At 63.9% G+C, this 13,802-nt stretch carries 15 protein-coding genes; 14 read left to right on the forward strand and 1 reads right to left on the reverse strand.

The features are described 5' to 3' along the window. The first annotated feature begins 99 nt into the window (after positions 1-99). The 14 genes from AB4Z19_RS15825 to AB4Z19_RS15890 all read left to right on the forward strand — a co-directional run bounded on the left by AB4Z19_RS15825 (position 100) and on the right by AB4Z19_RS15890 (position 12,855). A complete protein-coding gene (locus tag AB4Z19_RS15825) occupies positions 100-2,391 on the forward strand; it encodes a hypothetical protein (RefSeq protein ID WP_442035584.1) in 2,292 nt (763 codons plus the stop codon). Beyond that, on the forward strand, positions 2,388-3,890 hold the full coding sequence (locus AB4Z19_RS15830; RefSeq protein ID WP_442025771.1) for a DNA circularization protein: 1,503 nt from the start codon (positions 2,388-2,390) through the stop codon (positions 3,888-3,890). The genes AB4Z19_RS15825 and AB4Z19_RS15830 overlap by 4 nt, the downstream gene beginning before the upstream one ends. Positions 3,891-3,906: 16 nt before the next feature. Continuing rightward, entirely contained in the window at positions 3,907-4,968 is a 1,062-nt protein-coding gene (locus AB4Z19_RS15835) for a phage baseplate assembly protein (protein WP_442025772.1), read from the forward strand. Next, entirely contained in the window at positions 4,965-5,582 is a 618-nt protein-coding gene (locus tag AB4Z19_RS15840) for a phage baseplate assembly protein V (protein WP_442035585.1), read from the forward strand. The genes AB4Z19_RS15835 and AB4Z19_RS15840 overlap by 4 nt, the downstream gene beginning before the upstream one ends. Then, positions 5,579-6,025: a phage GP46 family protein gene (locus AB4Z19_RS15845; RefSeq protein WP_442025283.1), complete on the forward strand. Its 447-nt coding sequence runs from the start codon at positions 5,579-5,581 to the stop codon at positions 6,023-6,025. The genes AB4Z19_RS15840 and AB4Z19_RS15845 overlap by 4 nt, the downstream gene beginning before the upstream one ends. Then, on the forward strand, positions 6,025-7,143 hold the full coding sequence (locus tag AB4Z19_RS15850; protein ID WP_442025282.1) for a baseplate J/gp47 family protein: 1,119 nt from the start codon (positions 6,025-6,027) through the stop codon (positions 7,141-7,143). Before AB4Z19_RS15845 ends, AB4Z19_RS15850 begins: the two co-directional genes overlap by 1 nt. Then, entirely contained in the window at positions 7,144-7,707 is a 564-nt protein-coding gene (locus AB4Z19_RS15855; RefSeq protein ID WP_442025281.1) for a YmfQ family protein, read from the forward strand. It abuts the gene before it with no gap. An 8-nt stretch (positions 7,708-7,715) separates the two neighbouring features. Further along, positions 7,716-8,993 (forward strand): hypothetical protein, encoded by a 1,278-nt coding sequence (locus AB4Z19_RS15860; RefSeq protein WP_442025280.1) that lies wholly within the window; start codon positions 7,716-7,718, stop codon positions 8,991-8,993. Further along, entirely contained in the window at positions 8,993-10,519 is a 1,527-nt protein-coding gene (locus AB4Z19_RS15865) for a hypothetical protein (RefSeq protein WP_442025279.1), read from the forward strand. The genes AB4Z19_RS15860 and AB4Z19_RS15865 overlap by 1 nt, the downstream gene beginning before the upstream one ends. Beyond that, positions 10,520-10,930 carry a hypothetical protein gene (locus tag AB4Z19_RS15870; protein ID WP_442025278.1) on the forward strand — a complete coding sequence of 137 codons (411 nt, stop codon included), beginning with the start codon at positions 10,520-10,522 and terminating at the stop codon, positions 10,928-10,930. 64 nt (positions 10,931-10,994) lie between these two features. Beyond that, entirely contained in the window at positions 10,995-11,321 is a 327-nt protein-coding gene (locus AB4Z19_RS15875; protein WP_442025277.1) for a hypothetical protein, read from the forward strand. Positions 11,322-11,332: 11 nt separating this feature from the next. Then, positions 11,333-11,791, forward strand: a complete 459-nt coding sequence (locus AB4Z19_RS15880; protein WP_442025284.1) for a glycoside hydrolase family 73 protein — start codon at positions 11,333-11,335, stop codon at positions 11,789-11,791. Between the two features lie 51 nt (positions 11,792-11,842). Continuing rightward, positions 11,843-12,433: a hypothetical protein gene (locus AB4Z19_RS15885; RefSeq protein ID WP_442025276.1), complete on the forward strand. Its 591-nt coding sequence runs from the start codon at positions 11,843-11,845 to the stop codon at positions 12,431-12,433. After that, positions 12,430-12,855, forward strand: a complete 426-nt coding sequence (locus AB4Z19_RS15890) for a DUF1353 domain-containing protein (protein ID WP_442025275.1) — start codon at positions 12,430-12,432, stop codon at positions 12,853-12,855. The genes AB4Z19_RS15885 and AB4Z19_RS15890 overlap by 4 nt, the downstream gene beginning before the upstream one ends. Positions 12,856-12,883: 28 nt before the next feature. Here the strand turns inward: AB4Z19_RS15890 and AB4Z19_RS15895 are convergent, their stop codons facing one another. Then, a complete protein-coding gene (locus tag AB4Z19_RS15895; RefSeq protein ID WP_442035586.1) occupies positions 12,884-13,681 on the reverse strand; it encodes a hypothetical protein in 798 nt (265 codons plus the stop codon). Between the last annotated feature and the right edge of the window lie 121 nt (positions 13,682-13,802).

Below are 13,802 nucleotides of genomic sequence, written 5' to 3' on the forward strand. Positions count from 1 at the left end.
ACAGGTGGTCGCCCGATGAAATCTGGGCGCTCACCTGGACGCAGATGCGTTGGTGGAACGACCAGGCCATCCGCATGACCAATCAGGAGAGGGCTGCCAATGGCAAATAAGTTTCAAATCACGATCTCGGCGGTTGACCGCGCTACCGGCGTTGTCCGGCGCGTCAATGCGTCGATGTCGCGCCTGACGCGGCCTGTGGTTGAGGTCGGCAAGTCGGTGCGCAACCTGGTGCGCGAAGCGGGCATCGACAAGTTCGGCCAGCGCCTGATGGGCGTTGGCCGGGCTGCTGTCGATGTGACGGGCAAGCTCGGGGGGATCGCTGGTCCGCTGGGAATCCTGGTGGGTGGCAGCATCCTCGCCGGCATCGTAGCCCTGACGCTGGAATGGGGCCGGCTTGGCGCGGAAGTTGACCGTACCGCGCGATCGCTCGATATCTCCGCCACCGAGCTGCAATCCCTGCGCGGGGCGGCGGCTGCGGCCGGCGTCGGTTCGCAGGAGCTTTCGGGCGGGCTGAAGAGCCTGGGCGATACGCTGGAGGACGCGCTGTTCGGGCGCAACCAGCAGGCCCTGGTGGTGCTTAACCGCCTTGGTGTGGGCATCCATCACACCAGGGACGGCTCGATCGACGCCGCACGCGCCATGCGCGACCTATCGGCTTCGATCGTAGGAATCAAGAATGTCCAGGTGCAAGGGGTTATTGCCCGCACCTTCGGGCTTGAATCGGTCCTGCCGCTGCTACGGCAAGGGCCAGTCGCAATCGCGGCATACGAGCGTAAGGTCGCTGAGCTGGGTGGCGTCATGGGCGGAAGCGCCCTGCACGCCGCCGAAGACTTCGAGCTTTCCCTGAACTATCTGTCGGTGGCCACTCAGGGCGTGAAGAACAGCATCGGCGCGCAGCTGCTGCCAGTCCTGCAACCGCTGATCGAGCGCTTCACGGTCTGGATCGCGGCCAACCGCGAGCTGATCGCTACCAAGGTCGGGGACTTCGTCGGCGGTCTGGTACAGCGTCTGAACGAGCTGGACTTCCAGCGCATCAGCGACGATGTGCACGGCTTCGTTACCGCCGTGGATGATGCGGTGGAGTCGGTGGGCGGCTGGAAGAATGCCGCCATCGGCCTGGTGGTGGTGATGAACGGCAGCCTGATCGCCAGCGTGATCAATCTCGGTCTGGCGATGGGGTCGCTGGGTGCGAGCGCGGTTCCGCTGGCTATCCGGTCGTTCGCGCTGCTGGCTGCGGCGGCGGATGCAACGCTGGTTCCGGCCATCCTCAAGGCAACGCTGAAGATGGGGCTGTACATGGAGAGTCTTGCGGTGGCCACGGCGGGCGTGCCGGTCCTCAGCACGGTGCTGAGCGGTTTGTCGGCGGCGTTCCTGGCTACCGGCGCGGCAATCGCTGCCACGCCTATTGGCTGGCTCATTGCAGGCATCGCGGCCATTGCCTTCGGCGTGTACGCGATCTACAAGAACTGGGATGCTATCGGCGCCTATTTCAGCAAGAAGATCCAGGCCGTGCGTAACGTGTTCGAGGAGGATTGGATCGGCGGGGTGGTCAAAGCGCTGTGGGAGTTCAGTCCGGTGAAGATCATCGGCGACGCCATGAACGGCCTGTCCAAGTGGCTGTTCGACTTCGACCTGTACGATGCCGGCAAGCGCGTCGTCGCTGGCCTGGTGCGTGGCATCAAGTCAGTGGCGTCGCTGCTGCCGAAGTCGTTGCAGCGCACGTTGGGGATCGACGGCTGGGCGCAGGCGTCGGTGGCTACTGCGGCTCCGGCTGCTGCGGCTGCCGTGCCCCGGTCTCAGGCGGTGTCTGTACCAACTGCAGCGGCGGCGGGGGCTGTGCAGACGTCTGCACAGCCGCTTGGGGTGCGCAACAATAATCCCGGCAATCTGCGCAGCTGGGGCAATACGCCTAGGGACGCGGGTGGTTATGCGGTATTCCCGACGATGGAGGCGGGGCTGAACGCTGCGGTGCGCAACCTGGTGGCGCAGCAGAAGGTGCATGGGCTGAACACGATCTCCGGGATTATCGGCAAATGGGCGCCGCCGAGTGAAAACAACACGACGGCATACATCTCCGATCTGTCGCGCCGTACAGGGTATGCGCCGAACCAGGCGCTGAACCTGGACGATCCGAAAGTGGTGGCGCCGCTGATTTCGGGCATCGTGCGCCATGAGGGTAACAGCAGCGGCGTCACCGAGGAAATGATCAACCGTGTTGTGGCCGCGCAGTTGAGTGGCGGTCAGGGTGGCCAGGGCGGCGCCCAAAAGATGGAAGTGGCGCTCACGCTGCACGGCCTTCCAGCCGGCACGTCCGCCACGGCGCGCACGCGCGGCGGCGAGAACATGCCGGTGCGAGTGGCTTACACCATGCCAACAGGATTGACACCATGAGCCTTTCCAACCTATCGGGCGGGACCCGAACGCTGGGCAACAGCGTTTCGGGCCTGTCCAACGCAACCAACCGCGTGTTCTCCGATCTGGGCGTGGGCTCGGGCCAGAAGGCCGCGTATTGGATCGACCAGCTGCGGCCGGCGTCTTTCCGGGGCGTGGGCTTCGGCGTGCTGGAGTCGCAAATGCGATTCGGGCGCAAGATTTCGATTCACCAGTATCCGTATCGGGATACCGTGTGGGTCGAGGATCTGGGGCGCTCAGCACGGCGCTACAGCTTCTCGGGCTTCCTGGTGGGGGCTGACTGCATTGCCCAGCGCGAAAAGCTGCTGAAGGCGTGCGAAGAGGCTGCTGCCATCGAGGGCGGGGAGTTGGTGCACCCGACGCTGGGGCGCATCAAGGTCAGCCTGGCCGAGGAAGTGACGTGCACGGAGCGCTGGGATCGCGGGCGCATGTTCGAGATCGGGTTCTCCTTCATCGAGCAGGGCGAGCGAAAATTCCCGTCGTCCGACCTGTCCACCAAGGACGCGGTCGGGGCGGCTGCGGACGCTGCGAAATCGGCGTCCACCAAGAGCTTCCTGCAAGGTGCTGCCGAATCCATCAAGTCGGGCGTCGCCACGGCGCTGAAAGCCACTTCGCTCGTCCAGGGATGGGCGGCGAAAGCTCAGGGGCTGGTGAACGATGCAACCAACCTGCACCACTACGTGCAATCCCTGCGCGGCGACTTCGGGCGGCTGTTCGGGCATGGCACGGTGCGCTCCAGCGGTGCAGCCACGCCTGTGCAAGCGATGCTTGCACAGGGTGCTGTAGCGCGCACCAAGGTGGCCGTGGCATCGACGGCCGTAGCGCAATCCGGCGTCGCGCTGCAGCGCGCAGCAGGGCTGGCTGTCTCTGAGCCCGTGGCCACTGCCAGCATGACGTCGTTCGCTCAGGCGGTGCACGCGCTGCCTGCGGCGATGGCAGCGGTGGCACCCACGCCGGCCGATGGCCTGCGGCTGTTGGCTCAACTACGCAGGGCGGCGACGGTGCCTGCGCCCACTGCCGGGATCGTCCCGCAGCCGTACCCGGCGGCGGCTCCCACGGCGGTGCAGGCGCTGCAGCTGATAGAGGTCAGCACGTCGTCGCTGTTGCGCCGCGCGTGTGCCATCGCCCAGGTGCAGCTGGCCGCGCAGTATCAACCGTCCTCGCGCGAGGATGCGCAAAGCGTGCAGGCTCTGGTGCTGGCGGATCTGGACGAAGAGATTGTCGTCGCGGGCGACCGTGGAGAGGACGAATCGTTCAACACGCTGCGCACCCTTCGCAGTGCGATGGTGCAGGACATGGCCGCGCGCTCCGAAAGCCTGGCCGCCATCGTCACCGTGCAGCTGGCGGGACCGTTGCCGGCGCCGGCGATCGCGCAGCGCATCTACCGCGATGCGGGGCGGTCGGACGAGCTAATCACGGCAGCAGATCCTGTTCACCCTGCGTTTATGCCTCGCAATTTCAGCGCCCTGGCGCGATAGCTTTTCAAGGAACGCAATGAATGATGATCTTACGCTGGTCGTGAGAGGGCAGCGCTTGTCCGGCTGGGACACGATCCGCGTGACGGCGGGCATGGAGCGCTGTCCCAACGATTTCGACCTGACGTTGACGGAGCGCTATCCCGGCGCCGCCGACTTCGCAGTGTTCCCTGGTGATCCGTGCGAGGTGTATCTGGGGCCTGATCCAGTCATTAAGGGCTATATCGACCGATTCGACCCGGCCATCGGCCCGGAAGAGCACAGTATTCAGGTGTCCGGACGCGGCCGGTGTGCCGACCTGGTCGATTGCGCCGCCGAGTGGCCGGGTGGACAGATCAGTTCCGCCTCGGCGCTGTCGATCGCGCAGAAGCTGTGCGAGCCCTACGGTCTGTCGGCGTCCTGCGCCACGGACCCCGGCCAGCCAATTCCGCAACTGATCCTGAACAGTGGCGAGACGGCGTTCGAAGTCATCGAGCGTGTGTGCCGTTTTGCTGCCCTGCTGGCCTACGAGGGGCCGGATGGCAATCTGGTGTTGTCCCGTGTCGGAACGGACAAGACCGCAAGCGGCTTCAAGGAGGGCGTGAATGTCGAGCGCGCGGCGATCGCCTACACGGCGGACCAGCAATTCTCGGAATACCTGGTCGTCCGGATGGCGATGGACGTGCTGCAGGATCTGGGCGACGGTGGCAACGTCGTGGCCAAGGTCGTGAACCCGAACGTGAAGCGTCACCGGCGCCGGATCATTGTCGCCGAAGGGGGGGACGCAGGCTCGCAGGTTGCCGAGCAGCGCGCGGTCTGGGAGGCCAATCGTCGCTTCGGTCGATCGGCCCAGCTGCGCCTGTCTACGGATGGCTGGCGTGATAGTGCTGGCCTGCTGTATTGGCCTAACAAGTTGGTGGACCTTGAGCTGCCCACGCTGAAGGCTACCGGCAAGACCTGGCTGATTAGTGAGGTGACGTTCCGGCGCGATATGCGCGGGACGGGCGCCGACCTGGTGATCATGCACCCGGATGCCTTCCGGCCGCAGCCGATCCTGCTGCAGCAGGGGCCGGCGGATATCCCGATTGGAGGTGGTCAATGAGCGACGTTAGTGGCGCCATCGAGCGCATGTACCGCCGCATTCTGCTGATCGTCGGGCGTGGCCGCACACAAACCGGGTCCGACGACGGCGCTGTCCAGCTGCAGCAAGTGCGCCTCGGGCGGATGGACACCGTGGACAACGTGCCACGCCTGGCCGAGTACGGCTTCAACTCCATGCCGCCGCCGGACACGGACGCAATCGTGCTGTTCGTCGGCGGAAACCGAAGCAACGGCGTCATCGTGGCGACCGGCAACCAGCGCTTTCGCATGCGCAGCTTGAGGCCAGGAGAGGTGTCGATCTCCGACAACCTCGGGCAGTCTGTCCTGCTAAGTCAGGACGGCATTGTGGTCAACGGCGGCGGCTTGCCGATGCGGATCGAGAACACGCCCGAGGTCACGGTGGACACACCGAAAGCCATATTCACCGGGGACGTGCAGATCGATGGCAACCTGGACGTGGACGGCAACATCGTCGCACAGGGTGATATCTCCGACCACGGCGTGAAGAGCATGGCCGGTATGCGAGAGGTCTACAACGGCCACTCGCACCCGGTCGAGGGAGTCAAGGCTGGCACCGATTCCGTCACAAGCAAGAAACCGGGGCAGGGGCAATGAGCGACACGATGATTATCTGGAACCGTGCAACTGGTACGGGTGACTGGGCGATGGACGGTCCCACGCTGCTCTCCGGGGGCGAGCTGGAAAGCGCCGTGCTGATTAGCTTGTTCACGGACAGGACGGCCGGGGAGGATGACGAGATCCCAGACGGGACAGGCGATCCTCGCGGCTGGTGGGGCGATCTCGGGCAGGCCGTGCCGATCGGTTCGCGGCTTTGGCTGCTGGAGCGCGAGAAGAAGACCCCGGAGACACTGAACCGGGCACGCGACTACATCGGCGAGGCGCTGCAATGGCTGATCGATGACAGTGTGGTCGGGTCGTTCGGCATCGACGTCGAATGGCAGAACGGGGGCGTGCTTGCTGCGCGAGTGGTGGCGTTTCGGCCGGACGGCAGCAAGGTGGCGATGCAGTTTTCATGGATCTGGAATAGGACGAATTAATGCCGTTTACACGACCTACTTTGACAGCGCTGCAGGCGCTGGTGGCCGCCGACATTGCGGCCGAGGTTGGTGGCGCCGATGCGCTGCTGCGCTTCTCCAGCCTGGGTGCTACCGGCCGAGCGCAGGCGGGGCTGGCCAACCTGCACTATGGCTATTTGGACTGGATCGCCAAGCAGGCCGTGCCTTTCACCTGCACGGACGAATTCCTGGAGGGCTGGGCTGCGCTGAAAAGCGTCTTGCGCCAGCCGGCCCGGGCAGCAGCGGGACAGGTGAAGTTTTCCGGGGCAGCCGGCACGCCGGTTCCCCTCGGTGCCGGCGTGGTCCGCAGCGATGGCGTGCCGTTCGTTACGACGGCCGCCGCTGTGGTCGGCGTAGACGGCACAGCGGTGATCCCGGTTGCCGCTGTGCCCGATCCATCCGGGCTGACTGGCGCCTTTGGCAATACCGCCAAGGGCGCCACTATGACGCTGGCCCAATCGATCGCCGGCGTGCAATCGAACGGCGTGGTCGATGCTGAGCTGAAGGGCGGTGCCGATCTGGAGTCGAACGACAACTTGCGCAGCCGCATGCTGATCGCCTTCCAGGAGCCGCCGCAGGGCGGGGCCAAGGGTGACTATGAAGCATGGGCTAAGCAAGCGCCGGGCGTTACGCGCGCCTGGTGCAAGCCCAACGGCTTCGGCGCCGGCACGGTGGTGCTGTTCGTCATGCTCGATGAGGTCCGCAGCAGCACGGGCGGCTTCCCGATCGGCGCCGATGGTGTCGCGGCCCTGGAGGCGCGTGGCGTTGCTGCGGCAGGCGACCAGCTGGCCGTGGCCAACTACCTGTTTGGCGTCCAGGCCGCCGTTGGCCTGGTGTACGTGGCTGCGCCGATGCCGCACCAGGTCGACCTGCAGATCGCGGGCTTGCCGGAATCGGTGCGCGCAGCGGCGACTGCGGCGGTGGACGGGCTGCTCAAGGCGCAAGGCGCACCCGGTGGCACCTTGCCGTTCGGCTCCGTGTGGTCGGCAATTGCTGGCGCCGTCGCGGGCAACTTCTTCACCGTTACGCCTTCGTCGGACGTAGTTTGCCCTCCTGGCTACATCCCGGTGCTGGGCCAAATCACCTATATGGGGGCATAGATGGCCGCTCCGCTGTATTCCGCCGCCGATTACCTCGGCGCGCTGCAGGCGCTCATGCCGCGTGGCCGTGTTTGGCCGCGCGACCCTGGCGCTGTGCAGACCAAGGTACTGGCTGGCTTGTCGGCATCCTATGCAGCCCAGAACGCTCGATCGAACTATCTGCTGCAGGATGCCTTTCCGCAGACCGCGAACGAGCTGCTGCCGGAATGGGAGGCGACGCTCGGTCTGCCGTCGCCCGTCATCGGACCGGCGCCGAGCATCCTGGCGCGGCAGACGCTGGTGGTGGCGCGGCTGGTTGGGCCGGGTGGCCTGACGATCCCGACGCTGACCAGGTTCTCCGGCCTGCTTGGCTACGCGGTCGAGATCCGGGGCGGCGCGCCGTTTCGCTGCGGTCAAAGCAAGTGCGGGCAACAGCTGGGCACCGTAGAGCAGATGTATCGGCTGACGGTCACGGCGCCAGCGGCAGCGGCCACGCCGTTCGGTGCATACGGCCCGGCCGTGTTGCAGAACGAACTGAATCGCCTGATCCCGCCATACGCGGTCCTGACGTTCCAATTCAAATGAGGTAGTGCATGTATCAAATTGATGTGCCAAGCGCGGCGCAGGCCCTTCCTGCGCCCTCTAATCCGGGTGTGCCCGGCTTCTTCACCGATGGCGATCTGCTCGGAGGTGTGCAGCCCACGATCCTGCCGGCCCACTTCCTCAATGCCTTGATGCTGGAGCTGCTGTCGGTGCTGAGCGCCGCTGGCATCGCGCCGCAGAAAGCGCAGTACGGCCAGCTGGCCGCCGCGATCAAAACGATCTCACAGGCGCCAGGCGGAAATTACGCGATCGACACCGGCACGGCGAACGCCTACGCGGCGGGGTTCGCGCCGGCGATTACTGCGCGCACCGATGGCCTGACGCTGAAGTTCCGCGCTACGACGAGCAACACCGGGGCGGTAACGTTCTCCCCGGACGGCCTGGCTTCCAAGCCGATCCTCGGCGGCGCGCAGGCCGCGCTGCAGGGCGGTGAGATCGTAGCCGGTGGCATCGTGGAGGTGGTGTGGAATGCGTTGCTCGATGCCTGGGTGCTGCTCGGCTGCACCGGCGGCGCGCAGCAAGTCGGTCTGGCAACGAACCCCAAGCATGCGGTCCAGAAGTCGCAGCTCGGCGCCGCCAGCTATCTGGGCATTGGCCAGGGGCTGGAAGACGATGGCGCCGGTGGCCTGCGCCTGAAGCTGGCAGATAACAGCCTGCGGCGAACTGCCGCTGGCGTGCAGGCTAGTGGCCAAGTCGCGTACTTCGCCGGTGCGCGTGCTGTGGTGGCCGCCGATAACCGCGCCAGCTTCGTTTCCACTGCGGCCGGCGCGCTGGCTGTGCCAAAGGCGACGGCCGTGTGGAACGGCTTCTCGTTCGCGGTCGATGCCCAGGTGGGCGATGTGGTGCTAACGCCAAACGCTGCGGACAAGATCGACAACGGCCCAGTAGGTGGGACTTATCTGGTGCCGGAGGGCACCAGCGCGACGTTCACCTCGGACGGCGTGGGCAACCTGGCGGTTGTTGGGCAGACGGCCATTCCGGGCGCGAGTCCGGCGCCGCAGTATGTGAATACGACCAGGAGCCTGCCATCCGGCCAGTTCACGGTGGATTCGATGGCGGGGCCGCTCACGTTGACATTGCCGGCGTCGCCCGCAACCGGGACGTCGGTGCGGATCATCGATGGTTTCGGCGCCTTCTGGACCAACAACGTGACGCTGGCACATGGCGCCGGCGACAAGATCGAAGGCAACACGCAGAACCTGGTGCTGGATATGCCGAACATCGACATCCTGCTTGTATTTAAAAACGGAAACTGGAGCATTCAGTAATGGCAAATCTGAGCCAAATTTTCAAGAACGGTCAGGCCCTGCAGGCGAAGGCCGGCCCGCTCGCCATCAATCAAAACGACGTCGTAGCCTTGGGCGGCTATCCATTCGGCCTGTATCCGGTACAAGTCGGGGACTATGCGGCGGTGGCTGCCGCTGGCTCGTCGGCCGTGGCGCTGACGACGTACTCCTCGTTCGGGCGAAACACGAGCTATCAGCGCAATCGCGCGGTGCTCGATCCGACCGATGGCTCGCTGTTCATCGCTGACACCTATCTGACCGGCCCGACAGGCTGTCAGATTTGGAAGTATTCGTACTCGGGTGCTTTGATCGCTGCCACCATCCTGGACAGCACCAGCACGGGCACGCAGAACGACGTGCAGATGGGGTATCTCTCGAATGGCAACATCATCGTCTTTTGGGCGAACATTGCCACGCCTTACACCCTGTATTTCGCCATCGTTGACAAGGCGCTCAATGTCATCGTGGCCAAGACCGCGATCGCAAGTACCGGCACGAACCCGCAGAACTCTCCTCACATGTTGCCGTTGTCTGGAGGCGGCTTCGCGGTTGTGTACTGCAATTCTGGTGATGGCTCGTACTTCACCATCCGCGATAGCGCAGGCAACATCGTCAAGGCGCCGGTCAAGATGGCCGGTATGACGGCGCCCACCTCGGGCAATGGCAACGGTCCACGTTTCAAGATGGCCCAGCTGTCGAACGGCAACATCGTGGTTGCGAGCATCGACACCTTTGTAGTCAACCAGTTGCAGTACATGATCTACGACACGGCCGGTAATGTGATCGTCGCCTACACGGCGCTGGTCAGCGGCTCGGGTAACAGTACGGCGAACAACTCAGTGCCCGAGATTTCGGTGCTGCCTGGGTACTTCTGCATTGCCAGCGCAGGGGGCAAGGGCTATGTCTTCAGCAATGCCAACGCGCAGCAGGGTGCCGCCATCGCCCTTAACAATGCTTCGAACGGGTATGGTTCCGTCCTGATCAACGATGGCCAGTATTTCTGGTTTGGGACTTACGTGTCGTCGCCAGCGGCCTTCTGGCTGACGCGCATTTCGACGGCTGGTGCGGTAGTGGCCACGGCCACGCCGGCAGCCGAGACGGTGATCGATATGTTCTTCGATCGCGGCGGCGCCCTGGTCATGTGCAGCGGCACGAATGCCTACGTGTTCACGCTCAATGCGAATGGCGTGCCCACGCTGGTAACGTCCTCGGCGTTCAGCATGACGCAGCAGGCCATCGGCAACGTCGGCGACTTCTGTGTCATCGGGCTGCAGCAGGGCAAGTTCAACGTCGTGAAGTATCTGTCGGCATCGATCTTCGGTATCGCGCAAACCGCCGTGGCCGCCGGCAATGCGGGCGCCCTGGTGACTGTGAACGAAGGGCCGGGTGGCTATATCACGAACGAGATCAGGGGGAGTGTCGGCAAGAGCTATGACCATTCGTCCGCGTCGCCGCCGGGTAACAAAGGCGTCCTGTTCATCAATTCGACCACGCTCAAGGGGATCTAAATGCCAGCGATCAAAAACAACCTGACGGGCGACGTTACTGTCGTCGCGCTTGCGCCGCAACTAGTTGCCGGTATTTGGGAGTGCGGCGACCATCGCTTCACCGATCCGGACGGAACGCACTTCGAGCCGATCGCTGTGGCGCCGACCGTTACGCCGATGGAATTTCTGATGCTGTTCACGGCAACTGAGCGTATTTCTATCAAGTCCGCGGTCGCTGGCAAGCCGGGTGCCACGCCGCCAGTGCCGGCGGACGTTTTCCTGGCGGACTGGTGGAGCATCGTCACCGATCCGCGCCTGAAGGAGGTAATCCTGGGGCTGGACTCGGTGCGCCAGGCAATCGCCTATTTGGTTCAGAAGGGGCACGTCGCCGATGAGCGGCAGGCCGACATTCTGGCTGGGCGCATCCTGTAAAAGCTACTGTCGTTCAATCTATGGCCGCCTTCGGGCGGCTTTTTTTCGCCTGGAGAAAATGCGCATGTCGCAAGAAAGTATCGAAACAACCGTCGCTCGGCTGGACGAGCGTTTCAAGGGTTTCCAGAAGTTCGTCATGCAGATGGCGGAGGACCAGCGCCGCATGGCGGAAAGCTACGAAAAGCTGGTCGAGAACAACAGCAAGGTCGGCCTGGTGGAGCAGGAAGTTATCTCCCTCAAGGAAAGCGTACGGGTCATCTGGACGAAGCTGGACGCAATGACCGAAGAAAGCAGCAAAAGTAGTCAGCTCTGGCTGTGGGAGATCGCCAAGGCCACGCTGACTGCCGGCGGCGCCGTGCTGACGGCCAAGCTGTTCGGGGTGCACCTGTGAGCGCGCCGCTGATGACGCCGGCCGAGTTCGTCGCGGCCGTTGGTCCAGCTGCGCGCGCATCGATGGCAGTCACTCGCATCCCTGCGAGCTTCACCGTCGCGCAGGCGGCCCTGGAGTCGAGCTGGGGTAAGTCGCAGCTCGCCGTCCAGGCCCGCAACCTGTTCGGCGTGAAGGCGAGCGCTGGCTGGACCGGCGACGTGCTCACGATGGACACGCGAGAGTTCATCAAAGGGCAGTGGGTGGTGGTGCCGGCGCGCTGGCGCACGTACGCGGACTGGCTGGCCTGCATCGACGACCACGCCCAGTTCCTGCTGAAGAACCCGCGCTACAAGCCTGCATTCGCCTGCCGCGATGCGGAGTCGTTCGTGCGCGCCGTTGCTGCTGCCGGCTATGCGACCGACCCGCAGTATGCGGACAAGATCATCGCAGTTATCCGTGGGCGCAGCCTGACAGCGCTCGATAAGCAGTAATTCACCACCTGGCCCGGTTTTCCGGGCCTTTTCTTTTTGGAGGCTTTACCAGTGAATCGCCAAGTCGCAATCCAGTTCTTCGCCGTGCTTGCCATCATCGCCGGCATTGGTGTCTCGTACTTCCCGCCGCCGACCAATTCCGAGGCCATCTGGGCGCTCGTAAGCGGCTTCCTGGGCTATGGCGCCCGTGACCTGTTCGGCCCGCACGACCCGCCAGCTGACGGTGGTGATGCGCCGACGTTCTCCAAGCAGGCTGGGTTTGCCCGGCTGCCGTTGCTGCTGATGCTGGCGTTGGTCTCCGCTGTGGCGCTCTCCGGGTGCGGCGTGATGAATGCCTATACCGGCGCTGCGCTCACGGCCGGCGAGGCCAATTACGCCGGCGCTAAGCAAAACGTCATGGTGGTCAGCGATATGAAGATGATCGTGTGGGCCGATGCCGCCTGCGCCTTGCCGCTCGGCGCTCTGGCCCGAAATGCGACCGGGAATCCGAACGCGGTGAATGCCGCCCTGGTGGCGTGCCCTATCCCCAACGTTGGCATCGTGCAGACGAAGGATGGTCAGGTGCAGGTCCAGCTGTCTCCAGCCAGCCCAACGCCGCCGTACACGCCGCCATCGACGGAAGCTAAGGCGGTGGCGAAATGACCGGCCGCTTCCTGACCGAGCTGGCGACGGTGCTGGTCGATGACCTGGCGTGCAGCGGGCGCGGCATTTGGCGTGTCACGGCGCCGTTGCAGTATCAATCCGACATTCTCGGGCGCACGATCGAAGTGGAGCCTGGTTTCCTGACGGACTTTGCGAGCGTGCCGCGTGTGCCGGTGGCGTACTGGCTGTTCGGTGATACGTCGCACCGTGCTGCCGTCATTCACGACTGGCTGTACCACCATCACGAAATCTGCGATGAGAAGACGGCCAACAAGGTGCTGCTCGAAGCTATGGAGGCTGAAGGCATCCCGGCCTGGCGCCGCACTTTCATCTACCTGGGCGTGAAGATCGGCGGGACTTCCTCCTGGCTGGAGGACTCGCGCGGAAATGCGCACCTGGTCGTGGACGGTCGTATCGTCTGACCTCGAAGCAGTGCAGGCGTCTGCACAGCTACGCTGGGCCGGTTGTATCGAATGCGGATTCGATGGCTTGCTTTAGGATGGGGCACTGGTTGAGATCGCGGGCGAAGTAGTACTGCGCCGAATTCTCAACGGCAACGCCATTGAAATGGCCAATCGCACGGAAGTCGGCCACACTGTTCTCCATTCCTGCCACGAGGCAAATTTCGGGTGTTAGGGGCACTATCGAGAACATCGAAAAAGTATCTGGCACAAGGAACTCTCCGTGGCCCGGCCGCGCCCTCAGTATGCCCCACGTAGTGCCTGCCATTCTGACGCGGTTATCGTCAAGCATGCCGTGGAGGGAAGGGCCAACCAGCAGACGGCCGGGCATTGTCCCGTCATTGCGGAAGAACATCACGCCGTGCTTTTCTAGATGCTCTTCCGTGTCCTTGTCAATGCGCCGCTCAGGGCGGTGCATGCGCAGCTGTTGGTCAGCCAGAGGACGTTGCTTGAATTTGTGGCGAAGAATCCAGAGGAGATAGTAATCCGTGATGGCGCCGTGCTCTTCCTGCGCGAAGCTCCGCTCTCCGGCCAGTATTCTCTCTGCGATTTGCTGGAAGGCTATCTCAATATCCCCCATTAACCCGTGTTCTGTTCGGTGATCCCATACGCGGTCGGCGCAGAACAATACATCCGCCGCGCTCCTGCGGCGTGTTCGGCCAGGCCCGACCTCATGCACTTCAACCCCGCCGTCGATGGCAAAGCGCTCGATGCTTCGCTTCGGGAATATGTGCTGTTTGATCGTGAGGCGGTGCGGGTTGCCTGGCTGTGTGCGTTCAGGGCGCATTCAATCTCCTATTTAGACAGAGCGCCCGCCGCCACTGCGTCAACAGTGACGGCGGGCCTCATTCCACTGAGTTAGCAGTGAACCAAGCAAGGCTCTGCACCCTCCGGAGGGCGGCAGCAGT

The sequence above is a fragment of the Pseudoduganella sp. RAF19 genome (assembly GCF_052114165.1).
Taxonomy (GTDB): Bacteria; Pseudomonadota; Gammaproteobacteria; order Burkholderiales; family Burkholderiaceae_D; genus Rugamonas.